The sequence below is a fragment of the Pseudomonas sp. P5_A12 genome, assembly GCF_056400685.1.
In genome coordinates, this window is the sequence record NZ_JBFUKU010000058.1 from 1 (window position 1) to 24,832 (window position 24,832).

The 24,832-nt window shown below is 59.3% G+C and carries 25 protein-coding genes and 1 riboswitch; of the genes, 14 read left to right on the forward strand and 11 right to left on the reverse strand.

All coding sequences use genetic code 11. The features are described from left to right. Nucleotides 1-5 precede the first annotated feature (5 nt). From AC1DSG_RS10720 to rpoE, 4 genes are all read right to left on the reverse strand, one after another. Nucleotides 6-1,433, reverse strand: coding sequence for a DegQ family serine endoprotease (locus AC1DSG_RS10720; protein WP_477790860.1), 1,428 nt, complete (start codon nt 1,431-1,433; stop codon nt 6-8). Between the two features lie 179 nt (nt 1,434-1,612). Continuing rightward, nucleotides 1,613-2,569 (reverse strand): MucB/RseB C-terminal domain-containing protein, encoded by a 957-nt coding sequence (locus tag AC1DSG_RS10725; RefSeq protein ID WP_477790861.1) that lies wholly within the window; start codon nt 2,567-2,569, stop codon nt 1,613-1,615. Between the two features lie 8 nt (nt 2,570-2,577). Beyond that, the gene (locus AC1DSG_RS10730) at nt 2,578-3,165 is read right to left on the reverse strand and encodes a sigma-E factor negative regulatory protein (RefSeq protein WP_477790862.1); all 588 of its coding nucleotides are present in this window, start codon (nt 3,163-3,165) and stop codon (nt 2,578-2,580) included. A 30-nt stretch (nt 3,166-3,195) separates the two neighbouring features. Beyond that, nucleotides 3,196-3,777 (reverse strand): RNA polymerase sigma factor RpoE/AlgU, encoded by a 582-nt coding sequence (gene rpoE, locus AC1DSG_RS10735; RefSeq protein WP_007944079.1) that lies wholly within the window; start codon nt 3,775-3,777, stop codon nt 3,196-3,198. 555 nt (nt 3,778-4,332) lie between these two features. On the opposite strand from rpoE, the gene nadB reads away from it, so the two are divergent. Continuing rightward, nucleotides 4,333-5,949 carry an L-aspartate oxidase gene (nadB, locus tag AC1DSG_RS10740; RefSeq protein ID WP_477790863.1) on the forward strand — a complete coding sequence of 539 codons (1,617 nt, stop codon included), beginning with the start codon at nt 4,333-4,335 and terminating at the stop codon, nt 5,947-5,949. Here nadB and AC1DSG_RS10745 read toward each other — a convergent pair. Beyond that, nucleotides 5,918-6,370: a protein YgfX gene (locus AC1DSG_RS10745; protein ID WP_477790864.1), complete on the reverse strand. Its 453-nt coding sequence runs from the start codon at nt 6,368-6,370 to the stop codon at nt 5,918-5,920. The genes nadB and AC1DSG_RS10745 overlap by 32 nt on opposite strands. After that, entirely contained in the window at nt 6,354-6,608 is a 255-nt protein-coding gene (locus AC1DSG_RS10750) for an FAD assembly factor SdhE (protein ID WP_007944081.1), read from the reverse strand. The genes AC1DSG_RS10745 and AC1DSG_RS10750 overlap by 17 nt, the downstream gene beginning before the upstream one ends. A gap of 149 nt (nt 6,609-6,757) precedes the next feature. On the opposite strand from AC1DSG_RS10750, the gene ygfZ reads away from it, so the two are divergent. Beyond that, nucleotides 6,758-7,699 (forward strand): CAF17-like 4Fe-4S cluster assembly/insertion protein YgfZ, encoded by a 942-nt coding sequence (gene ygfZ / locus AC1DSG_RS10755; RefSeq protein ID WP_477790865.1) that lies wholly within the window; start codon nt 6,758-6,760, stop codon nt 7,697-7,699. Between the two features lie 35 nt (nt 7,700-7,734). Next, nucleotides 7,735-8,556 (forward strand): HDOD domain-containing protein, encoded by an 822-nt coding sequence (locus AC1DSG_RS10760; protein ID WP_477790866.1) that lies wholly within the window; start codon nt 7,735-7,737, stop codon nt 8,554-8,556. 119 nt (nt 8,557-8,675) lie between these two features. On the opposite strand, the gene AC1DSG_RS10765 is transcribed toward AC1DSG_RS10760, so the two are convergent. Next, on the reverse strand, nt 8,676-10,061 hold the full coding sequence (locus tag AC1DSG_RS10765; protein ID WP_477790867.1) for a sensor histidine kinase: 1,386 nt from the start codon (nt 10,059-10,061) through the stop codon (nt 8,676-8,678). Continuing rightward, the gene (locus tag AC1DSG_RS10770) at nt 10,054-10,725 is read right to left on the reverse strand and encodes a response regulator (protein WP_007944085.1); all 672 of its coding nucleotides are present in this window, start codon (nt 10,723-10,725) and stop codon (nt 10,054-10,056) included. The genes AC1DSG_RS10765 and AC1DSG_RS10770 overlap by 8 nt, the downstream gene beginning before the upstream one ends. Before the next feature lie 392 nt (nt 10,726-11,117). Between AC1DSG_RS10770 and AC1DSG_RS10775 the strand changes: the two genes are divergently transcribed. Genes AC1DSG_RS10775 through AC1DSG_RS10790 form a run of 4 tightly spaced genes read left to right on the forward strand, consistent with a single transcriptional unit; the run spans nt 11,118 to nt 15,161 of the window. Further along, nucleotides 11,118-12,095 (forward strand): Bug family tripartite tricarboxylate transporter substrate binding protein, encoded by a 978-nt coding sequence (locus AC1DSG_RS10775; RefSeq protein ID WP_452625282.1) that lies wholly within the window; start codon nt 11,118-11,120, stop codon nt 12,093-12,095. 58 nt (nt 12,096-12,153) lie between these two features. Further along, complete coding sequence (locus AC1DSG_RS10780; protein WP_477790868.1) at nt 12,154-12,612, forward strand: tripartite tricarboxylate transporter TctB family protein; 459 nt, start codon at nt 12,154-12,156, stop codon at nt 12,610-12,612. A gap of 1 nt (nt 12,613) precedes the next feature. After that, nucleotides 12,614-14,128 (forward strand): tripartite tricarboxylate transporter permease, encoded by a 1,515-nt coding sequence (locus AC1DSG_RS10785; RefSeq protein ID WP_452625280.1) that lies wholly within the window; start codon nt 12,614-12,616, stop codon nt 14,126-14,128. Further along, nucleotides 14,121-15,161 carry an AbrB family transcriptional regulator gene (locus AC1DSG_RS10790; protein WP_477790869.1) on the forward strand — a complete coding sequence of 347 codons (1,041 nt, stop codon included), beginning with the start codon at nt 14,121-14,123 and terminating at the stop codon, nt 15,159-15,161. Before AC1DSG_RS10785 ends, AC1DSG_RS10790 begins: the two co-directional genes overlap by 8 nt. 84 nt (nt 15,162-15,245) lie before the next feature. Here the strand turns inward: AC1DSG_RS10790 and ung are convergent, their stop codons facing one another. After that, a complete protein-coding gene (ung, locus tag AC1DSG_RS10795) occupies nt 15,246-15,938 on the reverse strand; it encodes a uracil-DNA glycosylase (protein WP_477790870.1) in 693 nt (230 codons plus the stop codon). Between the two features lie 132 nt (nt 15,939-16,070). Between ung and AC1DSG_RS10800 the strand changes: the two genes are divergently transcribed. After that, the gene (locus tag AC1DSG_RS10800) at nt 16,071-17,183 is read left to right on the forward strand and encodes an enoyl-CoA hydratase/isomerase family protein (RefSeq protein WP_477790871.1); all 1,113 of its coding nucleotides are present in this window, start codon (nt 16,071-16,073) and stop codon (nt 17,181-17,183) included. Nucleotides 17,184-17,318: 135 nt separating this feature from the next. Here the strand turns inward: AC1DSG_RS10800 and AC1DSG_RS10805 are convergent, their stop codons facing one another. Beyond that, complete coding sequence (locus AC1DSG_RS10805) at nt 17,319-17,825, reverse strand: hypothetical protein (RefSeq protein ID WP_477790872.1); 507 nt, start codon at nt 17,823-17,825, stop codon at nt 17,319-17,321. 168 nt (nt 17,826-17,993) lie between these two features. Then, nucleotides 17,994-18,227, reverse strand: a complete 234-nt coding sequence (locus AC1DSG_RS10810; protein WP_477790873.1) for a hypothetical protein — start codon at nt 18,225-18,227, stop codon at nt 17,994-17,996. A 285-nt stretch (nt 18,228-18,512) separates the two neighbouring features. Continuing rightward, nucleotides 18,513-18,613: riboswitch (guanidine-I (ykkC/yxkD leader) on the forward strand. A gap of 62 nt (nt 18,614-18,675) precedes the next feature. On the opposite strand from AC1DSG_RS10810, the gene AC1DSG_RS10815 reads away from it, so the two are divergent. The 6 genes from AC1DSG_RS10815 to AC1DSG_RS10840 form a co-directional block, all read left to right on the forward strand. Continuing rightward, a complete protein-coding gene (locus tag AC1DSG_RS10815) occupies nt 18,676-19,743 on the forward strand; it encodes a putative urea ABC transporter substrate-binding protein (RefSeq protein WP_477790874.1) in 1,068 nt (355 codons plus the stop codon). A gap of 15 nt (nt 19,744-19,758) precedes the next feature. After that, the gene (locus tag AC1DSG_RS10820; protein WP_477790875.1) at nt 19,759-20,574 is read left to right on the forward strand and encodes an ABC transporter permease; all 816 of its coding nucleotides are present in this window, start codon (nt 19,759-19,761) and stop codon (nt 20,572-20,574) included. Then, the gene (locus AC1DSG_RS10825; protein ID WP_477790876.1) at nt 20,571-21,359 is read left to right on the forward strand and encodes an ABC transporter ATP-binding protein; all 789 of its coding nucleotides are present in this window, start codon (nt 20,571-20,573) and stop codon (nt 21,357-21,359) included. Before AC1DSG_RS10820 ends, AC1DSG_RS10825 begins: the two co-directional genes overlap by 4 nt. A 12-nt stretch (nt 21,360-21,371) precedes the next feature. Continuing rightward, the gene (locus AC1DSG_RS10830) at nt 21,372-22,097 is read left to right on the forward strand and encodes an urea amidolyase associated protein UAAP1 (RefSeq protein ID WP_477790877.1); all 726 of its coding nucleotides are present in this window, start codon (nt 21,372-21,374) and stop codon (nt 22,095-22,097) included. Nucleotides 22,098-22,108: 11 nt separating this feature from the next. After that, nucleotides 22,109-22,762 carry an urea amidolyase associated protein UAAP2 gene (locus AC1DSG_RS10835; RefSeq protein WP_477790878.1) on the forward strand — a complete coding sequence of 218 codons (654 nt, stop codon included), beginning with the start codon at nt 22,109-22,111 and terminating at the stop codon, nt 22,760-22,762. Nucleotides 22,763-23,068: 306 nt separating this feature from the next. Then, on the forward strand, nt 23,069-24,832 hold a 1,764-nt coding region (locus tag AC1DSG_RS10840; RefSeq protein WP_477790879.1), incomplete at its 3' end, for an ATP-binding protein.

The following is a 24,832-nucleotide window of genomic DNA, read 5'->3' on the forward strand; positions in this document are numbered from 1 at the left end:
CCAGTTTAATCAGCCAGTTTGAAGGTAATGAAGCTGGYACGACCCTGGCGTAGAACCCGCATCGAAACCGAACGATTCTTCGGCAGTGCCTTGGCAATGTCGGTGAACTCCTTGCTGGAGCCGATGGCCTGGTTGTTCAGATGGGTGATGATGTCACCTGGCTGCAAACCAATCAGGGATGCAGGGCCTTCCTGAACTTCCTTGATCACCACACCACCTTTGAGGTCGTAGGTTTTCTTCTGCTCATCGGACAGCTCGGCGACGGAGACACCCAAACGATTACTGCTGATTTCAACGCCCGATTTAGGCATCGTAACCATATCTTTGTCATCGTCAGGAATCGCGCCAACCGTTAGCTCGACATTCTTGCGCTTACCTTCACGAATCACTTCAAGATTGGCCTTGGCGCCCGCCTTCAGCGCGCCCACCAAGTGTGGCAAGTCGGCCGACATGACGATCGGTTGACCATTCATGCTCAGGATAACGTCGCCGACTTGCAAACCACCCTTGGCAGCTGGGCCGTCGTCCTGGATCTGAGCCACCAGTGCACCGGCCGGTTTCTCAAGACCAAACGACTCGGCCAGGTCCTTGTTCACTTCCTGAATCACCACCCCCAACCAGCCACGACTGACTTTGCCGCCATCTTTCAGTTGATTGGAAACATCCATGGCGACGTCGATAGGGATCGCGAACGATACGCCCATGAATCCCCCGGAGCGGGTGTAGATCTGCGAGTTGATCCCGACCACTTCGCCATTCAGGTTGAACAGAGGACCACCGGAATTACCCGGGTTGATCGGCACGTCGGTCTGGATGAACGGCACATAGTTTTCGTTCGGCAGGCTGCGTCCGATGGCGCTGATGATGCCCTGGGTCACAGTGTGGTCGAAACCAAACGGCGAACCGATGGCGACAACCCACTGACCGGCTTTCAGGTCCTGGGATTTACCGAGTTTGAGAACCGGCAGGTCCTTGCCTTCGATCTTCAGCAGCGCCACGTCGGAGCGCGGATCGGTGCCGACCAGTTTGGCTTTCAGTTCACTGCGATCAGCGAGACGCACGAGGATTTCGTCGGCATCGGCAATCACATGGTTGTTGGTCAGGATGTAACCATCAGACGAGATGATGAAACCCGAGCCCAGGGACTGAGCTTCACGCTGGCGATCACCGCGAGGCGAACGCGGTTGTTGAGGCATGCCCCTTTCAAAGAACTCGCGCAGCGCTGGCGGCAAGCCTTCAAGGTCCGGCATTTGCCCGGACACTTTGCGATCAGGCAGTTTCTGTGTGGTACTGATGTTCACCACGGCAGGCGAAGCCTGCTCGACGATCTGGGTGAAATCAGGCAACTCGGCTGCTTGAGCAGTGACCGCCTGACCGAGGACCAGCACGGTGGCAAAAATGGTGAGGTAAGACTTTAAGCATGGAATCGACATACGGCTCCCGTTACGACGAGCATGGTTGAGCGATATGGAGCAAGGGACACCGGGAACAATAAGCCGGTAGTTTTGTTCCGGAAACAACAAAAAGGCCAGAGCCGAGAGACTCTAACCTATAGAAGAATTCTGATTTTTTGCAAATTGAAATGCGCACCAAACATTTCGAAACTCACTCGCTACTTGGTTGCTGTGGCATCGGTGCGCATCGACAGCGCAATCCGTTCAGCAGTGCCTATCGGGATCTCACCGACCACAGTCACCATCATTTCGCCTTGAGGTGTGGTCAGGCGCCGAGATACAGCGGCAGTGGGTCCCAACTGGGTGCGGGTGTCCGTCACGGTTGCACCATTCAATGGTTCAAGGAATACCGAGAATCGCGCCAGACCGTCGTCATACATCAAACTGTTGACCTGGGCTTTGGTCTGCGGGTCTTTGCGAGCGCTGCTGCTGGTCAACTCAAAACCAGGTGGCAACCAGTCCGAATGCCAGACTTGAGCCGTTTTAACGGCGGACGCCTTGTCACTGTCGAGGGTGACAGCCTTGCATTCATCACCTGCCTGCAAGTCACTGTCAGACGGCGCCTTGGCGGTATCGAGTTGCGTAAACTGGAATCGCTCCAGCAACTGCCCTTTGTCATTGAGCAACAAGGATTTGAGCGGCAGGCCGGTTTCTTTATCCAGATGAAGCTCAAAACCATATCGGTGCTGATCACGTGGCGTCAGCGAAACAATCACTGCCGCACGCCCAGCCACACGCGACTTGCCGATGACGGCAATGTCATACCAATTCTTTAACTTTTGTGGATCCAGTGCACGAGCAGCGGAATTGGGCGAATCCCCAAGTCCCGCTATCAGGGTGCCGCTGACGCATTGAGTATGCCCATCAATGCGCACGACTTCCTGTGCTGAGCCATCGAGCTGGAGTAAACGCTCTCGGACTTTGCCATCTTGGACGCGATGCCAGATGTTATGGGTAGAAAAACTACCGTTACGCTCGTAAACGAAAGTACCGCGAAAGCTTTGCTGTTGCTCGGCCTGACCCAGACGGGTCAACCAGTCCTGAGCCTCATCAGCGTGGGCTGGAACAACAAACCAGCCTGCGAGCAGTAGCGAAAGTAGAGGTATGGGGCGCATGATCCTCCTTAACGGTTTTCCAGGCTTGCTGCACGAGCATAAGGCAACGCACTTTCAGTGCCCTTCAATGCAGCCTGTTGAGCATGTTGGCGCAAGTAGCTTGGCAGACGCTGATCGTGCCAGCCTGGCTGACCTTGCAATACACCATTGGCCATAGGGCCAGTGGCATCCGAACTCTCATTGTAGCCTGCTAATACAGCTGGGCCTTTAACTTGAGGAACGGCCAGACCAGGTTGATTGGATTGCTGCGCCAGTTCGACACCAGCGATCTCGTCCTGATTGTACAAACGAACGCCAGCCAATACAGCAAGTGTGACCGAAGCGGCAACTGCCAGACGACCCAGGCTGCGCCATGGACCACGGGACGCTTTTGCTGGCACGGCTTCGTCTGCCAATGCAGCAGACACTGCAGCAGCGATATCAAGGCGTGGAAGCAACAAGTCCTTGTGCATGACTGCCCGAGCGATTTGATAACGAGCCCAGGTTTCACGGGTTTCAACATCGTCAAGGGCATTTAATACCCGACGCAACTCCAGTTCGTCCGCTTCGTTATCCATCACTGCGGACAGCGATTCCTGCAGGGCTTCACGACTCATGGCGTTCCTCTCTTGGCTATCGCCGCTGTCTCAGTTTTCCTGCAACAACGGCTGCAGGGCTTTATCGATGGCTTCCCGAGCGCGGAAAATCCGGGAGCGCACGGTACCCACCGGACACTGCATGACTGCCGCAATGTCCTCGTAACTCAGACCATCGAATTCACGTAAAGTTAAAGCCGTACGCAAATCTTCTGGCAGTTGCTGAATGGTTCGATGGACGGTGCCTTCGATCTCATCCCGCAGCAACGCGCGTTCTGGCGACTCGAGATCCTTGAGGCCATGATCGCCATCGTAGAACTCTGCATCTTCGGAACTGACATCGCTATCCGGCGGCCGACGGCCGCGTGAAACCAGATAGTTTTTCGCCGTGTTGATGGCGATGCGGTAAAGCCACGTGTAAAACGCGCTGTCTCCGCGAAAATTTCCAAGGGCTCGATAAGCCTTGATAAAGGCTTCCTGCGCCACATCCTGGGCTTCATGGGTGTCGTGCACGAAACGCACGATCAACCCGAGAATTTTGTGCTGGTATTTCAGCACTAGCAGATCGAAAGCTCGCTTGTCGCCACGTTGAACGCGCTCGACCAGCTGCTGATCCTCTTCCTGGGTTAGCATGAACACTCCTCGATAAGCTCGGAGGAGGCTTGCATAGCTGAACGACCAGACTTGCAAACATAGACTCGGGCTTTTCGCAAAAGTTCTCCCCCTCCAAGCAAGTTTCCTGCGGGCTCTGATTTGGCACGCACGAAAAGCGCAGCGCGGTTTACCCGGCTGCGCGAATAATCTTGTCATCGGATTCGCCAGCAAGGATCAAACCACAGATCCTGCCCTGAAGCCGACACTGTCCCTTGAATCTGGCAACCGTCTATTGATCTTGGGCCTTTGGCAAAAGTTCCATATTTAAAAATGGACGGCACCGAGATTATGTAACCGTGAATAGAAAAATACTGTTAAATCGACGATACAGTCGTCTTGTCCGCGACTCGACCAACAAACCATCCGACGAAGCGTCGGGTGTTTCCCATAACAGTAGTTTCACAATGCCATAGGCGCTCGGGTATTGTGCCGCGCCCCCCCTCTATATACTAGTGGGCTGTGTGGCCGACTGACTCGCCGTTCCAGCAGTCATGCGCCAACCCCGACCCGGGTCGCTTTGAGCGGAATCCTGAAATGAGCCAACAGTTTCAACATGATGTTCTGGTGATTGGCAGCGGTGCTGCCGGTTTGAGTCTTGCGCTGACCTTGCCCGATCATTTGCGCATCGCGGTACTGAGCAAAGGCGACCTCGCCAACGGCTCGACTTTCTGGGCCCAGGGCGGCGTCGCGGCCGTTCTGGATGACGCCGACACCGTCGAGTCTCACGTCGATGACACTCTCAATGCCGGCGGCGGACTTTGCCATGAAGACGCTGTTCGCTTTACCGTCGAACACAGCAAAGAGGCGATCCAATGGCTGATCGACCAAGGCGTGCCATTTACCCGCGATGAACAGTCCGGCACCGAAGACGGCGGGTTCGAATTTCACCTGACCCGCGAAGGCGGCCACAGCCATCGGCGCATCATTCATGCCGCCGATGCCACGGGTGCCGCGATATTCAGAACATTGCTGGCACAGGCCAAACAAAGGCCTAACATCGAATTGCTGGAACAGCGCGTCGCGGTGGACCTGATCACCGAAAAACGCCTGGGCCTTGAAGGCGACCGTTGCCTCGGCGCCTACGTACTTAATCGCGGAACCGGCGAAGTCGACACCTACGGCGCACGCTTCGTCATCCTCGCCTCCGGTGGTGCGGCCAAAGTTTATCTCTATACCAGCAACCCCGACGGCGCCTGCGGTGATGGCATCGCCATGGCCTGGCGTTCTGGCTGTCGGGTGGCGAACCTGGAGTTCAACCAGTTCCACCCCACCTGCCTTTACCACCCGCAGGCAAAAAGCTTCCTGGTCACCGAAGCCCTGCGCGGCGAAGGTGCGCACTTGAAGCTGCCTAACGGTGAACGTTTCATGCAGCGCTTCGACCCGCGCGCAGAACTGGCACCTCGGGACATCGTTGCCCGGGCCATCGACCATGAAATGAAGCGCCTGGGTGTCGACTGCGTCTATCTGGACATCAGCCACAAATCCGAAGCGTTCATCAAGACGCACTTTCCAACGGTGTACGAACGCTGCCTCGAGTTTTCCATCGACATCACCAAGCAGCCGATCCCGGTGGTTCCGGCAGCGCACTACACCTGCGGCGGCGTGATGGTCGATCAGAACGGCCGCACCGACGTTCCGGGACTGTATGCCATTGGTGAAACCAGTTTCACCGGCCTGCACGGCGCCAACCGCATGGCCAGCAACTCGCTACTGGAGTGTTTCGTTTACGCCCGTTCGGCGGCAGCGGACATTCTTGAACAGTTGCCGCACGTGTCGGTTCCAGTCGCCCTGCCCATCTGGGATGCGAGCCAGGTCACCGATTCCGACGAAGATGTGATCATTGCGCACAACTGGGACGAACTGCGGCGATTCATGTGGGACTACGTCGGTATCGTGCGCACCAACAAACGCTTGCAGCGGGCTCAGCACCGTGTGCGACTGTTGCTGGACGAAATCGATGAGTTCTACAGCAACTATAAGGTCAGCCGCGATTTGATCGAGTTACGCAACCTGGCGCAGGTAGCCGAACTGATGATCCAGTCCGCCATGGAGCGCAAGGAAAGCCGGGGCCTGCATTACACCCTCGACTACCCCAATATGCTCCCGGTGGCCCTGGACACTATTCTGGTGCCGCCCACCTACGTCGACTGAACGCAAGTCGAACCCGCAGGCGTCGGTGCACATCCGCCGCCTGCGAGTCGCGGGGTACACAGATCGACCTGACCCGCCGTTCGCCGCGCAGGCGAAACCGTAGCACCACGATCAATGGCAGCGCGAGGCTGTCCGGTCGCAGCTGCACTGGCTGCCAACCCTGAGCTTGATTCCATAACTGCCAACCCTCGGCGTCGCGTCGCAATCCGTGAAATGCCTGCGGGTGTGTCAGTAAAATCTGACGCGGCAATGCCCAAACGCCATGGGCCAGACAGCAAAAAGCGCCGAGCAGAACGGCCCAGGTTGGTACAGACAGTAGAAACAACGAACCCAGCGCGAACAGCTGGGCCAGAAGATACGCCGCCAGCAACTGCCGTGAGGCATGCCAGCGGCATTCGAACGCATTACTTGGGCTGGACACGATCCAGGATCATGCGAACCATGCGCTGAAGCTCCGGATCTTCGGATTCGGCGCGCTCCATGAACCAGCCGAACATGTCCTGATCTTCACACTCAAGCAGCTTGCGGTAGCAATCGCGGTCGACATCATTCAGGTGCGGGTAGACCTCTTTTACAAACGGCACCAGCAATACGTCCAGCTCAAGCATGCCGCGACGGCTGTGCCAGTAGAGGCGATTCAGTTCAACATCTTCGACCATGGAGCGCTCCTCAAATAGGCGGCAAGTATACAGCCCCGGGCAGYGTCGAACAGCCGGCTTTGGTCGGGCACTGCCGACCTTTTGTGAACTACCCATTTCATGGTCGCCCCCTTATGATGTCCCCCAGACTCTTTACTCTGCGATGACCCATGGCCGATTCTGCTTTTTTCTGCACCTTGTCTCACGAAGGCGTTCTCGCGGTACGCGGCGCGGATGCTGGCAAATTCCTGCAAGGCCAATTGACCTGCAACCTCAATTACCTGAGCGATACCCAGGCCAGCCTTGGCGCCCGATGCACGCAAAAAGGCCGGATGCAGTCGAGTTTCCGCATTCTGTTGGAAGGTGACGGGGTGCTGATGGCGATGGCCATCGAGCTGCTGGAACCGCAATTGGCTGACCTGAAAAAGTACGCCGTGTTCTCCAAATCCAAACTGACCGACGAAAGCGCCGCCTGGGTCCGCTTCGGACTTGATCATTGTGATGCCGCACTGAGCAGCCTCGGTCTGAAATTGCCGGCAGACACCGACAGTGTCGTGCGTCATGAGGGGCTTATCGCTATCCGCGTTTCACCGGATCGCGCTGAACTGTGGGTCGCCGCTGATCAGGCCGACTCCATCAAAGGCAAGCTGTCCGCCCTGCTGGCCGAAGGCAATCTGAATCAGTGGTTACTGGGCCAGATCCGCGCCGGGATCGGCCAGGTCATGCCAGAAACACGCGAACTGTTTATCCCGCAGATGCTCAATCTGCAAGCCGTCGGCGGCGTGAGCTTCAAGAAAGGCTGCTACACCGGCCAGGAAATTGTCGCGCGCATGCAGTACCTGGGCAAACTCAAGCGCCGCCTGTATCGTCTGACCCTGGATGCCAGCGCACTGCCCGCCCCCGGCACGCCGCTGTTTTCCCCGTCCCATGGCAGTTCCATCGGCGAAGTGGTCCTGGCGGCCAATGCGGAACAAAACATTGAACTGCTGGCCGTGCTGCAAGCCGAAGCCGCTGAGGGTGGTGACATTCATCTCGGCACCCTTGAAGGACCCGTCCTGAACTTGCTCGACCTGCCTTACTCATTGGATCGCGATCGCGAAATCCAGCGTTAACCGCAGCATTTGTTGCAACACCCTAGAGAAACGAAATGAGCGATCTGGCGGAAAAGGTCCAACAGGATTTGGTTGAGGCCATCGATAACGATGACCTGGTTCTGCCAACGTTACCGGAAGTGGCCATGCAGATTCGCATAGCCGCTGAAGACCCGGAAATCAGCGTCAGCACTCTGAGCAAGGTGATCGGCCGTGATACGGCGTTGTCGGCGCGCCTGATCAAAGTGGTCAATAGCCCGCTGCTGCGTGCGACTCAAGAAGTGAACGACCTGCACACGGCGATCACACGGCTGGGCGTCAACTACAGCAGCAACCTGGCGATCGGCCTGGTGATGGAACAGATTTTCAACGCTCGCTCCGAGGTAGTGGAACAGAAGATGCGCGATGTCTGGCGCAAAAGCCTGGAAATTGCCGGGGTCAGCTATGCACTGTGTCGCCGTTACACACAACTCAAACCCGACCAGGCCGCCCTCGGTGGTCTGGTGCATCAAATTGGCGTGCTGCCGATCCTGACGTACGCCGAAGATAACTATGAGCTCCTGTCTGATTCCGTCAGTCTCAACCATGTGATCGACCGCATTCATCCGTTGATCGGCGAAAAACTGCTCAGGGTCTGGGAATTTCCGGAGAAATTGGTGAAGGTGCCAAGGCAATACCTGGACTTCAAGCGTCAGTCTGACCGGATTGATTATGTCGATCTGGTGCAAGTAGCGAGTCTGTATTGCCACAAGGATACCGATCATCCGCTGGCTCGAATCGATGTGTTCAACGTGCCGTCATTCAAGAAGCTGGGGATCGATTTGGACAGCGACGCAGTGGTCAAGACTCTGGAAGAATCGCGGTCGATGTTTTACTGATTCAGACCACGTCGCGCCCTTCGCGAGCAGGCTCGCTCCCACAATAGATCTCCGTCACACCGAAGATCCCCTGTGGGAGCGAGCCTGCTCGCGAAGGGGCTAGTCCAGACAATAAAAAACTACCCCGCAATAAAACTCACCCTAACCTTCAACCCCGCCTTTTCACCATCGTGCAGGCTGATCTGCGCCAGATGCGCGCGGCAGATCTCGCCCACAATCGCCAACCCCAGCCCCGACCCGGCCACCTGCTGATTGCGTCGGTAAAAGCGCTCAAATACCCGGTCCCGCTCATCAACCGGAATCCCCGGCCCGTCGTCCTCAACCTCCAGGACCGCCGGTGCAGTCACCCGCAGAATCACATTGCCGCCGGACGGCGTATGGGCCAGTGCGTTATCCACCAGATTACTCAGCAGTTCGTTCAACAGCGTGGGCTCGCCGCGCAGCCACACCGGCTCATCCGCTTCCAGAGCCAGGGCAACGCCGCGTGCGTGGGCCAGCGGCGCCATGGCCATGCCCAACTCCCGCGCCAACTGACTCAAATCCAGCAACTGCGCCCCGCCCTCGGCAATGGCCCGGGCACCGTTTTCGACCCGTGCCAGCGACAGCAATTGATTCGCCAGGTGCGTCAACCTGTCCGTGCCTTGGGCTGCGGTTTCCAGGGTGCTGCGCCAGGTTTCGGGTTCACTCGCCCGCAGGCCAAGCTCAAGTCGGGCCTTGAGCGCCGCCAACGGCGTACGCAGTTCATGGGCGGCATCGGCGATGAACTGAGCCTGACGTTCGAACTGCTCGCGCAGCCGCTCGGTAAAGTGATTGAGCGCGCGTACCAATGGCCATAACTCGTGCTGCACTTCTACCAATGGCAATGGCCGCAGGTCATCCGACTGGCGCTCTTCTACTGCCGTGCGCAAGCGTTCCAGCGGGCGCAACGCCGCACTCACCGCAAACCACACCAACAGCAGCGCACCAATCGCCAGCATGCCCAGCCGCAACAACGTATCCGCTGCCAGGCTGCGCGCCATACTGACCCGTGCCTCATCGGTTTCCGCGACACGAATTTCCGCCATACCATTCATATTCGGCTCGCTGACCGGTTTGAGCAGGCTGACCACCCGCACGTTCTGCCCGCGATACTTGGCGTTGTAAAACCGTGCCAGCGCCGGGTAGTCATCGGTACGCGGCGTTCCCGGTGGTGGTGCAGGAAGGTTTTCGTAACCGGAAATCAAATTCTGGTGGATGTCATTGACCAGGTAAAAAATTCTCCCCTCACTGTCGTAGGCAAACGTATCCAGCGCCACGTAAGGCACGTCGGCACTGAGCGTGCCGTCACGCTGGGTGACACCCGCCGCAATGGTTCGTGCCGATGCCAGCAAGGTGCGGTCATAGGCGGTGTCGGCCGCTTCGCGACCATTCCAGTACGCGCTCAAACCGCTAGCCAGCATTAACACCACCAGCAACAGCGCGAGGTTCCACAGCAACCGCCAGCGCAGGCTGCTGGGCTTATGCATCGCGGCTTTCCAGCAAGTAGCCAAGACCGCGGAAGGTCACGATCGCGACCGGTTGGCCATCGAGTTTTTTGCGCAAGCGATGCACGTAGATTTCGATCGCGTCCGGGCTGGCTTCTTCGTCCAGACCGAACACCTGGGAGGCCAGTTGCTCTTTGCTCATCACTCGACCGGGCCGGGCGATCAGTGCCTCGAGAACGGCCTGTTCGCGCGAGGTCAGGGTCAGCAATTCTTCACCGAGGGTGAAGCGCCGGGTGTCCAGATCATAGGCCAGCACGCCGCAGCGCTGCTGACGTTCACCGCCCAGCACACTGCGACGCAACAAGGCTTTGACCCGCGCTTCGAGTTCGGTCAGTTCAAAGGGTTTGGCCAGGTAATCGTCAGCACCAAGGTTCAGGCCATGGACCCTATCCTTGACGTCGCTGCGAGCGGTCAACATCAGTACCGGCAGGTTTTTCCCCCGGGAGCGCAAGCGCGCGAGTACTTCGAAACCGTCCATGCGCGGCAGGCCGACATCGAGAATGGCCATGGCGTATTCCTCGCTGCTCAAGGCCAGGTCTGCGGCCACGCCGTCGTGCAGCACGTCCACCGTCAGCCCGGTGCTCTTGAGCGCCTGAGCGACACTTTCGGCCAGCTGCAAATGGTCTTCGACGAGCAGAACACGCATGGATCTTTACCTCATTCAGGGGATGGTCAACGCCATTCTTTGGCGCGAAGTTTACAGCCGCATCCGCTGCTGTGAAGCCTGTAAACCGTTAAAGCCTGCTGAAAGGTTAGCGAAAGGTTGGCCCGTTAGAGTCGGCCCACGGAGGTTTCGAATGCCGCCCCTCCAATAGTGCTTAGTAATGTAGCTCCCGAAAAACGCCAAGACGCGTTTTCGTCAATAAGAACAATAAATGAGGTACTGCACCATGCTGTCCACACAGCTTCAGGTTTGCCCGCCCCACCCTTCCTCCAGAATCCCGTCGTTGATGCTTGCCAGCGCCGTTGCCGGCTGCACGACGCGAAACCGCCGCACCTGAAACATCCCCAAAAACAAAAACTCCCATGGAGACAAAAATGAATCGATCCCTGCGCCGTTTCGCCCTCGCCGCCAGCTGCATGCTGTTCGCCGGTCAATTGATGGCCGAACCCAAACGCCCGGAATGCATCGCCCCGGCCTCACCGGGCGGTGGTTTCGACCTCACCTGCAAATTGGCGCAGAGCGCGCTGATCAACGAAAAGCTGCTGACCAAACCGATGCGCGTGACCTACATGCCCGGCGGTGTCGGCGCAGTGGCGTACAACGCGGTGGTCGCTCAGCGCCCCGCCGATGCCGGCACGCTGGTGGCCTGGTCCAGCGGCTCGCTGCTGAACCTGGCGCAAGGCAAGTTTGGTCGATTCGATGAAACCAACGTGCGCTGGCTGGCCGCCGTCGGCACCAGCTATGGCGCCATCGCAGTGAAAAGCGATTCGCCTTACAAGACCCTCGACGATCTGGTCAAGGCGCTGAAAGAAGACCCGAGCAAAGTGGTGATCGGCTCCGGCGGCACCGTTGGCAGCCAGGACTGGATGCAAACCGCACTGATCGCCAAGGCAGCCGGGATCAACCCGCGCGACCTGCGTTACGTCGCTCTCGAAGGCGGCGGTGAAATCGCCACCGCCCTGCTCGGCGGCCACATTCAGGTCGGCAGCACCGACATCTCCGACTCCATGCCACACATTCAGAGCGGCGACATGCGCTTGCTGGCCGTGTTCGCCGAGAAGCGCCTGGACGAGCCAGAAATGAAAGACATCCCGACCGCCAAAGAGCAAGGCTACGACATCGTCTGGCCGGTGGTTCGCGGCTTCTACCTCGGGCCAAAGGTCAGCGACGAAGACTACGCCTGGTGGAAAGACGCCTTTGACAAGCTGCTGGCGTCCGAAGACTTCGCCAAGCTGCGCGATCAGCGTGAACTGTTCCCGTTTGCCATGACCGGCCCGGAGCTAGACACCTACGTGAAGAAGCAGGTAGCGGACTACAAAGTGCTGGCCAAAGAGTTCGGCCTGATCCAGTGATCGCCTCTGTCTAGCGGCTGCGGCCTCGTTCTTCGAGGCCGTGGCACAGGAGTTCCCCATGCTCTTACAACGCATTTTTGCTTCGGTGCTGTTGCTGGCCTGTGTTGGCCTGGCGCTGATGGCTTGGCCGTATCAAGCGGCTTTTTCCTACGAACCGGTGGGGCCTCGGGCCTTTCCGTTACTGATGCTCGGACTGATGGGCCTGGCGCTGTTGTACATGGTGTTTCGTCCCGCACCGATCAAGCACGACGCCGACGAACCACCGATGGACCGCGAAACCCTGACCAAAATCGGTATGTGCGTGGTGCTGTTGCTGGTGTTTGCCGGCACCTTCGAACCCCTTGGTTTCATCGTCGCCAGCATCTTGATCGGCATTCCAATGGCGCGCCTGTATGGCGGTCGCTGGGTGCCCAGCATTGTGATCATCACGCTAATGGCCGTCGGCCTTTATCTGCTGTTCGACAAGTTGATGGACGTGCCGCTGCCTCTCGGCGTGCTCGACGTTCTGGAGAACTGATATGGATACGCTTGGCTATTTGGGTCAGGGTTTCGGCGTTGCGCTGAGCCCGTACAACCTGGTGACCGCCCTGTGCGGCACCCTGATCGGCACCGTAGTCGGCCTGCTGCCGGGCCTGGGCCCGATCAATGGCGTGGCATTGTTGATCCCGATTGCATTCGCCCTCGGCCTGCCACCGGAGTCGGCACTGATTCTGCTGGCGGCGGTGTACCTGGGTTGCGAATACGGCGGGCGGATCAGTTCGATTCTGCTGAACATTCCCGGCGAAGCCTCTACTGTCATGACCACGCTCGACGGCTACCCGATGGCCCGAAAAGGCCTGGCTGGTGTCGCACTGTCGTTGTCGGCGTGGAGCTCGTTTATCGGTGCGTTCATCGCCACCTGCGGCATGGTGCTGTTCGCCCCGCTGCTGGCGAAATGGGCGATTGCCTTTGGCCCGGCGGAATACTTCGTGCTGATGGTCTTCGCCATTGTTTGCCTTGGCGGCATGGCCGGTGATCGACCACTGAAAACTTTTATTGCGGCGTTGATCGGTCTGTTTCTGTCGAGCGTCGGGATCGATGCCAACAGCGGCGTTTACCGGTTCACCGGGGACAACATCCACCTGACCGACGGCATTCAATTCGTCGTGTTGGTGCTGGGTCTATTCTCCATCAGTGAAATTCTCCTGCTACTGGAAAAAACCCACCATGGTCAGGAGGCAGTGAAAGCTACCGGCCGTATGATGTTCAACTTCAAGGAGGCCTCGGCGGTGTTCGTGGTGAACCTGCGTTGTGGTGTGCTGGGCTTCATCATGGGTGTGTTGCCGGGCGCCGGCGCGACCCTCGCCAGCGCCGTGGCCTACATGACCGAAAAACGTATCGCCGGTGCCAAAGGCACGTTCGGCCAGGGCGACATGCGTGGCCTCGCGGCACCGGAAACCGCCATCGGCGGCGCAGCGTGTGGCGCACTGGTGCCGATGCTGACCCTCGGTGTTCCGGGCTCGGGCACCACGGCGGTGATGATCGGCGCCCTGTCGCTGTACAACATCACGCCGGGGCCGCTGCTGTTCCAACAGCAACCGGACATCGTCTGGGGCCTGATCGCCTCGTTGTTCATCGCCAACATCATGCTGGTGATCCTCAACATTCCGATGATCCGCATCTTCACCCGCATCCTCGCCGTGCCGAACTGGGCGCTGGTGCCGGTGATCGCGATCATCACCGGGATCGGTGTCTACGCGGTGCACGCCACTACGTTTGACCTGTTCCTGATGATCGGCATCGGCATCTTCGGCTACATCCTGCGCAAGCTGGACTTCCCGTTGTCGCCGATTTTGCTGGGCTTCATCCTCGGCGGCCTGATGGAGCAAAACCTGCGTCGCGCGCTGTCGATTTCCAACGGAGCACTGGAAATCCTCTGGTCCAGTCCGATCACCTTCGGTTGCTGGGTACTGACCGCGATCATGCTGCTAATGCCACTTCTGCGGATCTGGCGTAAACGTTCGGCCGCTCAACGCGCAATCGCCGATGTCTGATCGAATACCGTTCAAAGCCTGGTGGGGAACACCGCTGGTCGGTCTGCTGGGAGGTTACCTCGCCAGCCTGGTCGGCTGGCCGCTACCGTGGATGGTCGGCTCGTTGCTGGCGATCATCCTCGTGCGCTGCCTCACACCGTGGCAATTGGCGGAAATCCCTGGCGGCCGCAAGTGCGGCCAGTGGATTGTGGGAATCGGCATTGGCCTGCACTTCACCCCGATGGTGATGGAGCAGGTATTGAGTCATTTCGGTTTGATCTTCTTCGGTGCCTTGATCACCAGCCTGTCGGCGGTGGTTGGGGTCTGGTTGATGCGGCGTACCGGAGAGGATCGCGCCACTGCATTTTTTTCCAGCATGCCCGGCGGCTCCGGGGAGATGGTCAACCTCGGCGCGCGCAATGGCGCAATTCTCAGCCGTGTGGCGGCGGGGCAAAGTCTGCGGGTGCTGGTGGTTGTACTTTGTGTACCGGCAGCCTTCAAATACCTGATGGGTGACGGCGCACCAGTTTTGCACGCCACCACTGTGGACTGGCGCTGGCTGGCCCTGTTATTCCCGGCAGGCGCCCTGGCGGCGTGGCTCTGGGAGCGTCTGCGTCAACCGAATCCGTGGCTGTTTGGGCCATTGCTGGTGAGTGCGGCGGTGAGCATCGGTTGGGATTTGCACATTGGTTTACCCAATGGCGGCAGCCAGATTGGCCAATGGCTGATCGGCAGCGGCTTGGGTTGTCACTTCAACCGACAGTTTTTCCGGCGTGCGCCTTCGTTCATGGGCCGGACCTTGATCGGCACGGTGTTGACCATGTTGATCGCCACGCTGGCGGCATTGGGGTTGAGTGCGCTGACCCATCTGGATTTACGTTCGCTGACGTTAGGCATGATGCCCGGCGGGATTGCGGAAATGAGCCTGACGGCGGAGACGCTGCAGCTATCGGTGCCGCTGGTGACGGCGATGCAGGTGATGCGGTTGTTGTTTGTGCTGTTTCTGGCGGAGCCGTTGTTCAAGTATTGGAATCGGGTGCCTGAGTCCTCTTGAGACCGGGTTGCCCACATCGCGAGCAGGCTCACTCCTACAAGTACTGCGCAAAACCCTGTGGGAGTGAGCCTGCTCGCGATGCTTTTAGACCGGCGGCAACCGCCACTCAATCGGCGTCTCGCCATTCTGTTCAAGAAACTTGTTGGTCCGGCTGAAGTGCCCGCACCCCAGAAAACCGCGATACGCGGACAGCGGCGACGGATGCACTGACGTCAGCACCAGATGCTTGGTCGCGTCGATGAGTTTCTGTTTGCTCTGTGCATGCGCTCCCCACAGCATAAACACCAGATGCGGCTGCCGCTGGCTGACGACYTCAATGATCCGGTCGGTGAAAAACTGCCAACCCTTGTCTTTGTGCGCATTGGCATTGGCGCGTTCGACCGTCATGGTGGTGTTGAGCATCAGCACACCCTGGTCAGCCCAACTCTGCAAATAGCCATGGCTGGGGATGTCGATGTTCAGGTCGCGTTTCAACTCTTTATAGATGTTCACCAGCGACGGCGGCGCCGGCACACCCGGTTGCACCGAGAAGCACAAACCATGGGCCTGGCCCGGGCCGTGGTAGGGATCCTGACCGAGGATGACGACCTTGACCTTGTCCAGCGGCGTGGAGTTGAGTGCATTGAAAATCATCGGGCCCGGTGGATAGATCTCCTTACCCGCCTCACGTTCCTGTTGCAGGAAATGACGCAACTCTGCCATGTAGGGCTGGTCGAATTCGGCACGCAGTGCCTCCTTCCAGCTCGGTTCGAGTTTGATACGGTCGTCAGCAGTCATGGTTACATCCGGCAAAAACAATGGGGCGAACCCTAGGAAAGCCCATCACGCTTGTCAATTGATCTGTCGCACATCCGGCACTTTCCTGTACAGCGATCATACTGAACGCTCAAATTCCCGATCGAGGTCACGATGAATCTGCACTTCGAAGAACTCACCGGCACCGACGGCGCTCGCATCGGCATCGCCAGCCTYGATGCCGAAAAATCCCTTAACGCCCTGTCCCTGCCAATGATCAACGCCCTGCGCGATCAAATGGACGCCTGGGCCAAGGACCCGCAAATAGTCTGCGTGCTACTGCGCGGCAACGGTGCCAAGGCGTTTTGTGCCGGCGGTGAAGTGCGCAGCCTGGTGGAAGCCTGTCGCGCTCATCCTGGAGAGGTGCCGCCCTTGGCCGCGCACTTCTTTGCGGCGGAATATCGCCTGGACTTCAAACTGCACACCTACCCGAAACCGCTGATCTGCTGGGGTCATGGTTATGTGCTCGGCGGCGGGATGGGGTTGTTGCAAGGCGCGAGTATCCGGATTGTCACGCCGAGCACTCGGCTGGCGATGCCGGAGATCAGCATTGGCCTGTACCCGGACGTTGGCGCCAGTTGGTTTCTATCGCGACTGCCCGGAAAACTCGGACTATTTTTGGGCCTGACCGGTGCCCATATGAACGGGCGCGACGCAATCGACCTGGACCTGGCCGACCGCTTCCTGCTCGACGAACAACAGGAGGAGCTGATCGAAGGGTTGCTGCAATTGAACTGGCAGGAACAAACGCCGATGCAGCTCAACAGTTTGCTCAAGGCCTTGCAGCAGGAGGCGGTCGTGCAAATGCCCGAAGCCCAGTGGTTGCCACGGCGCCAGCACATCGACGAACTGCTGGATGTCAGCGATGTGAGTTGCGCCTGGAAAGCCATCAGCCTGCAACGCGATAGCACCGACATGCTACTCAGCCGTGCCGCAAAAACCATGAGTGAAGGCTCGCCGCTKACCGCGCATCTGGTCTGGGAGCAAATCGCCCGGGCCCGGCATTTGTCACTGGCTCAGGTTTTTCAGATGGAATACACMCTGAGCCTCAACTGCTGCCGGCATCCGGAATTCAGCGAGGGTGTGCGGGCGCGGTTGATCGACAAAGACCAGAAACCGCATTGGCACTGGCCGGATATCAACAACGTGCCCGATGCGGTGGTGGATGCGCACTTCCAGAAGGCCTGGGAAGGTCGGCATCCATTGGCGGATTTATCGGATTACTGAACGAAAATGTGGGAGCGAGACCGGCTTGCCGGCGATGGCGGAGTTTCAGTCACATCAATACTGAATGACAAACCGCAATCGTCGGAACGCCGCCCGGAGCCGGCTCGCTCCCACAGGAGTTGTATTTAACCCAAATTACCGATGCCCGCCTCGGCCGTTGTTGTAGCCTTGACTGTTCTGATTGCCTTGACTGTTGTAGTTGCCGCGCCCGCTGTGTTTGTAGTTGCGTCCACCACCCCGGGAGTCATTGTTCCAGCCACTTCGGCTATGACCGTCCCACCCATTATTCTGATGGCCCCGGTAATCGCCCCGCGACGGGTAATAACGCGGTGCCGGCTGATAACCCCTTTGCTGATGGTAATAACGCGGCGCCGGTTGATAGACCCGTGGCTGATAGTAATAGCGCGGTGTCGGCTGGTAATACCGCGCTGGCGGTGAGTAGTACCGGGGCGGCGGCGAGTAATAACCCCCGCCACCTGAATAGTAAGATCCGCCACCGGCGTAATAGGTGGGCGCTGGCGAGGTATAGACCTCGGAACTGTAGTAGCTGGCTCCTCCATCGTAATAGGGCACGCACGCACCAAGAGACAATCCCGATAGAGCAATCAGAAGAATTTGGCAGAGCTGTTTTCGACAGAGCATGGCGGCCTCCTGGACCGCGAGTGAGCTACACCAGCGACGCTGGCGAGCGACAATCAATTATTCGGTGACTGTCGAAAGATCAGACCTCGTTTTTCTAACTCTGGTGCGCCCATGAAACACATCGAAACATCTGTCCGATGAAAGGTTTTTCATCTATTCACGCGCTGATTAATGGTGCCAGCGGTGATATCCACCGCCGTAATAACGCGGTCCGTGGCCTCCGTAATAACGGTAGCGATAACCCCCGTAATACCGTGGACCGTAATAGCCACCGTAGTAGTCAGGCGAGTAATAACCGGGGTAGTAATAAGATCCGCCGTACGCGTCGTAAGGGCCTGCGTAGTAATAGCAACCAGAGATAACCAAACCGAACAACACCGTAAACAYCATTCGACGCAGCATGACGGCCTCCGAAAAGACCTGGGGACAGCAGCTGACAACGGTCGGCTGACGTTGCTTTTGACTTGAAAAACGGCATCGAGTGCGGGGCCGCAAACACCTTCAGATCAGCGGCCAGTCCGTCCCATTGCGGTGCAGTCGCGCACCATCACAAGGCATTCGTGCCGCCCCCTCCCGACGCGGTCCTCGCGTCATCCCCCGCGCTAGAGCGCTCAAACGAACTTGGCACGCCTCTCGCTTTAGCAAAAACGTGCAGGAGTTCATCACAGGTTCGCGGCACCACAATTTGCAATGGCTGACTAGGGTTCCGGCTCGCTTAGGCGAGTGGCTGGTCCGAGAGTTGGCGACCTCCAGTTGAGGTTACACGGCGGGACAAAAGCCCGGGAGACAAGCCACCGTTCGCGGTGCCGCGTTGACTCCTGCTCGCCCCTGATCAACTGGAGAACCACCCATGTCCCAGCTTCGTCTACCCACCCTGCTCGCCGCTGCGTTCGCAGCCTTCGTAAGCCTCTCGACCCAGGCCGCCCAGAAAGACCACTTCAGCGTCTGCTGGACCATCTACGCCGGCTGGATGCCTTGGGAATACGCCGGTAGCCAAGGCATCGTCGACAAATGGGCGAAGAAGTACGGCATCAAGATTGATGTGGTGCAGCTCAACGACTACGTCGAATCGATCAATCAATACACCGCCGGCCAGTTCGACGGCTGCACCATGACCAACATGGACGCGCTGACCATTCCGGCCGCGGGCGGTGTCGACAGCACCGCGCTGATTGTCAGCGACTTCTCCAACGGTAATGACGGCATCGTGCTCAAGGGTGATGGCAAGAAAATCACTGACCTCAAGGGCATGGACGTCAACCTGGTGGAGCTGTCGGTTTCCCATTACCTGCTGGCCCGCGCGCTGGATTCGGTCAACCTCACCGAGAAAGACCTGAAAGTGGTCAACACCTCCGACGCCGACATCTCGGCCGCCTTCAACACCGAACAGGTCAACGCCGTCACCACCTGGAACCCGATGCTCTCGGACATCAAGGCCAAGCCCGCCGTCACCGAAGTATTCAACTCCAGCCAGATCCCCGGCGAAATCATGGACATGATGGTGGTCAACAGCGCCACCCTCAAAGACAACCCGGCCCTGGGCAAAGCGCTGACCGGTGCCTGGTTCGAAGTCGTCGAATTGATGAACGCGAAAAACGCCGCCAGCAAAGCCGCGCTCGAACACATGGCCAAGGCCTCAGGCACTGACCTGGCGGGTTTCCAGGCGCAGCTCGACACCACCAAATTATTCGCCACGCCCAAAGAAGCCCTGGACTTCTCCACCAGCAAGCAGCTGCCGGCAACCATGCACAAAGTGGCCGAGTTTTCGTTCCAGCACGGCTTGCTCGGCGAAGGCGCCAAAGACACCAGCGCCGTCGGCATGGCATTCGCCAATGGCGTGACCAGCGGCGACACGTCCAACCTCAAGCTGCGCTTCGACCCGACCTTCGTGCAGATGGCTGCCGACGCCAAGCTCTAACAGGAGGAGCTGGCCATGCGCCTGATCAATCGCCACCCGGATCGCCCGAGTCGCCTGTTGTTGGTGATCCTGCCGTTCGCCCTGGTGCTGTTTGCCTACTTCATGGGCTCGGCCGAGCGACTGGCGGACAACCCCAACGACAAGCTGCTGCCGAGCGCCGTGCAGATGACCGACGCGGTTAAACGCCTGGCCTTCGTGGCCGACACCCGCACCGGTGAATACCTGCTGTGGCAGGACAGCGCTTCGAGCCTGCGCCGTCTGGCCATCGGCCTCGGCATCAGCGCACTGGCCGGGCTATGCCTGGGAATGGCGGCCGGGACTTTGCCGCTGTTCGGCGCTCCGCTATCCCCGCTGCTGACGGTGCTGTCGATGGTGCCGCCGCTGGCAATCCTGCCGATTCTGTTCATCGTGTTCGGCCTGGGGGAATTGTCGAAAGTGATGCTGATCGTGATCGGCATCACCCCGGCCCTGGCCCGTGATCTGGAACAACGTGCCCGGGAAATTCCCGTCGAGTTGCTGATCAAGGCCCAGACCCTCGGCGCCTCGACCTGGACCCTGATGCTGCGCGTGGTACTGCCGCAACTGCTGCCGCGTTTGCTGATTTCGCTGCGGCTGATGCTCGGTTCGGCGTGGTTGTTCCTGATCGCCGCTGAAGCCATCGCCTCGACCGACGGCCTCGGCTACCGGATTTTCCTGGTGCGCCGTTACCTGGCGATGGATGTGATCCTGCCCTACGTGGTGTGGATCACCCTCCTCGCCTGGCTGATGGACTGGGGCCTGAAGCGCCTGACCCAACGTGCTTTCCCTTGGTATGAAGGAGCCCGCGCATGAGCTTCATCACGGTAAAAAACGTGTGGCAGCAATACGGCGATCAGGTGGTGCTCGAAGGGCTGAACCTGAATATCAACGAGGGTGAGTTCTGTACCCTCGTCGGTGCCTCAGGCTGCGGCAAGTCAACCTTCCTGCGCTTGTTGCTCGGTCAGGAACGTGCGAGTCGCGGCGAGATTCTGCTGGATGGCCAGGCCCTGGCTGGCGAGCCGGATTCGAGCCGTGGCGTGGTGTTCCAGCGCTACTCGGTGTTCCCGCATTTAACGGTGCTGGACAACGTCGCTCTGGGCCTCGAACTGCCGCGCTCGCCACTGCTCGGACGCCTGTTCGGCAGTGCCAAACGTGATGCGCGGGACCAGGCCTCGGTGTTGCTGCACAAAGTCGGCCTCGGCCACTCGCTGGACAAGTACCCGGCGCAGCTTTCCGGTGGCATGCAGCAACGGCTGGCCATCGCTCAGGCACTGATCATGAAACCCCGCGTGTTGCTGCTCGACGAACCGTTCGGCGCGCTCGACCCGGGTATTCGCAAAGACATGCACGCCTTGCTGCTGGAGCTGTGGCGCGAGACGCAACTGACGGTGTTCATGGTCACCCACGACCTGTCCGAAGGCTTCAGCCTCGGCACGCGCCTGCTGGTGTTCGACAAGGTCCGCGTCGACCCGCACGCCCCCGGCGCCTATGGCGCGCGCATCACCTACGACATCCCTTTGAACAGCGACCGCCGCACCACCCGTGCCGCCGTCGACGCCCTGCCGATGCCCCTGGCAGGCACGCTTCGTATCGCTTAGAGGAATATGGAAATGACTGATTCGACCCAGCTGTTCACACCCTTCGCCGAAGAACTGCTGCCCGGTGGCGGCCATCGTTCGTTCGTGCTGAAACGTGGCCAACTGCTGCGCCTGACCGACCTGCGCGGCGGTGCCAACGTCAGCCTGACGCTGCTCAACGCCCATGAAAAAACCGAACGCCTGAACCTGCCCGACAGCCTCAAATGCCAACACACCGCCAAGCTCACCAGCGGCCATTGCCTGTACTCAGACATGGGCCGTGTACTGGCTGCGATCACTGCCGATACTTGTGGCTGGAGCGACAGCCTCGGCGGCGTGCTCTGTGCTGAAGAGGTCGCCGAAAAATACGGCGCGGGGCGTTATCAGGAGCTGCGCAACGGTTTCTTCCGCAATGGCACTGACAACCTGTTGGTGGAGCTGGGCAAGTGGGGCCTCGGCCTGTCGGATCTCCTGATGACCCTCAACCTGTTCAGCCGGGTCAATGTCGATGAAGCCGGGCGTTTCCACTTCGTCGAAGGTAACTCCAAGGCCGGTGATTACATCGAGTTGTACGCGCCGATGGACACGCTGGTAGTGCTCACAGCCCTGCAACATCCGATGGACCCGTCGCCCGAATACGCACCCAAACCCCTGAAGCTCAGCTGGATGAACGCCGACGCCAGCGTCGCCGAACACTGCCGCACCTCGCGCCCGGAAAACCAGCGCGGTTTCATCAACACCGACCGTTTGTTCGCCTGAGGATCGCTGCCATGTCACTCGCAATCGCTACCGCTGCCGTTCACACAAGCAGGCAACCCGACACCGCGATCTATCGCGCGACTATCCCGGCCGGCGAACCCTGGCTGATGGAAGTCAAAGCCGGCCAGACCCTGCGCATCCTCGACCTGGAAGGCAATCAAGCGATCGACACCTTGTTCTACAGCGTCGCCAATCCAAAGGAACGCTACGACGTGCAACGCACCTTGCGCCGGCAAAACAGCGTCTACCTGAGCACCGGCAGCGTGTTGTATTCCAACCTCGGCAAACCGATGCTGACCATCGTCGCCGACACCTGCGGGCGCCACGACACCCTCGGCGGTGCCTGCGCTCAAGAGAGCAACACCGTGCGCTACGCCCTGGAAAAACGCTACATGCACAGTTGCCGCGACAACTACCTGCGCGCCTGCGTCCACGACGGGCGACTGGGCAAGGGCGACATCGGGCCGAACATCAACTTCTTCATGAACGTGCCGGTCACGGCGGACGGTGGCTTGACCTTTGAAGACGGCATTTCGGCGCCGGGCAAATACGTCGACCTGCGCGCCGAGATGGACGTGATCGTGTTGATCTCCAACTGCCCGCAACTGAACAACCCGTGCAACGCCTACAACCCGACACCGGCGGAGTTATTGGTATGGAACTGAAACTAGCGCGGTTGCGCAGATGGTTGTTTGCCCTGTGCCAGGCACGCTCCGGGCAGTGCCTCAAAAAGTGAATCCACCTTAATTCCAGTGTGGGAGCGAGCCTGCTCGCGATAGCGGTGTATCAGTCGGCATCAATGGTGAATGTGCTGACGCCATCGCGAGCAGGCTCGCTCCCACAGGGGTTCGGTGATGTTTTGAAGTGAACTGTTTTTTCATCCGGGACGACCCGGGTGCATTTCGAAAAACTGCGGGACGGCCCGCATCCCAGGTCGAGGCTGATGCGCTATCGCCTCCGGGGGTTATGCCATGTTCGAAAAAGTCCTGATTGCCAACCGTGGCGCCATTGCCTGCCGCATCCTGCGTACCCTGCGTGAATTGCAGCTCAAAGGCGTCGCCGTGTACTCCGAGGCCGATGCTGCCAGCCTGCACATCCTGCAAGCCGACGAAGCCCACAGCCTCGGTGAAGGCGCGGCCGCCGGCACCTATCTAGCGGTCGACAAGATCCTCGCCATCGCCAAAGCTACTGGCGCCACAGCGATTCATCCCGGCTACGGTTTTCTCTCGGAAAACGCCGCGTTCGCCGAAGCCTGCGAAACCGCCGACATTGCCTTCATCGGCCCCACGCCCGAACAGCTGCGCGTGTTCGGCCTGAAACACACCGCCCGCGCCTTGGCCAAACAACACGGCGTACCGATGCTCGAAGGCACCGAGCTGCTCGACAGCCTCGACGCCGCGCTGATCGCCGGCGAACAGGTCGGCTACCCGGTGATGCTCAAAAGCACTGCTGGCGGTGGTGGCATCGGCATGCGTGTGTGCCGCAGCGCGGCGGAGTTGAGCGAGTCCTTCGAAGCCGTGAAGCGCCTCGGCCAGAACAACTTCAGCGATGCCGGCGTGTTCATCGAGAAGTACATCCAGCGCGCCCGGCATCTGGAAGTGCAGGTGTTCGGCGACGGTCGTGGCGAGGTGATTGCCCTCGGCGTGCGCGACTGCTCGGTACAACGGCGCAACCAGAAAGTCCTCGAAGAAACCCCGGCACCAAACCTGCCCGACGGCATGGCTGAAGAGCTGTGTGCGGCGGCGATCAAACTGGCTAAAGCGGTGAATTACCGCAGCGCCGGCACTGTGGAATTTGTCTTCGACAGCGCAGATCAACGCTTCTACTTCCTTGAAGTGAACACCCGCTTACAAGTCGAACACGGCGTTACCGAACAAGTGTGGGGCGTCGACCTGGTGCGCTGGATGGTGGAACTCGCAGCCGGTGATTTGCCGCCACTGCGTGAGTTGAGCCAAGGGTTGAAAGCCGAAGGGCACGCGATTCAGGCACGCCTGTATGCCGAAGATCCGGGTCGCGATTTCCAGCCAAGCCCTGGCTTGCTCACCGCCGTAAATTTCCCTGCCGCCAACGGCATCCAACTGCGCATTGACACTTGGGTCGAGGCCGGTTGCGAGATCCCGCCGTACTTCGATCCGATGATCGCCAAGGTCATCAGTTGGGCACCGACCCGCGAAGAAGCACGCGCCGACTTGCATCAGGCATTGGCTGACAGTCAGCTCTATGGCGTGGAAACCAACCGCGATTACCTGCGGCAAATTCTGCTCGATGCCCCATTCGCCAGCGGCCAGCCGTGGACCCGTTGCCTGGAAGGTCTGGTCTATCAAGCCAACACTTTTGAGGTGCTCAGCGCCGGGACGCAAACCAGCGTTCAGGACTATCCGGGGCGCCTCGGCTATTGGGCGGTGGGCGTGCCGCCGTCAGGGCCGATGGACAGTCGCGCGCTGCGCTTGGGCAATCTTTTACTGGGCAACGAAGAAGGTGCCGCCGCGCTGGAAATCACCATGAGCGGGCCGTTGCTGCGCTTCAATTGCGATGCGGTGGTGGCGGTGACCGGCGCAGTGATTCCTCTGGCGCTGAACGGTGAAACCGTAGCGATGAACACAGCGTTGTTGATTCCGGCCGGTGCCACGTTGAGCCTCGGCACGATGGCCGGTGCGGGCGCCCGCAGCTATCTGTGCGTGCGCGGTGGCTTGCAGGTTCCGGATTATCTGGGGAGCAAAAGCACCTTCACCCTC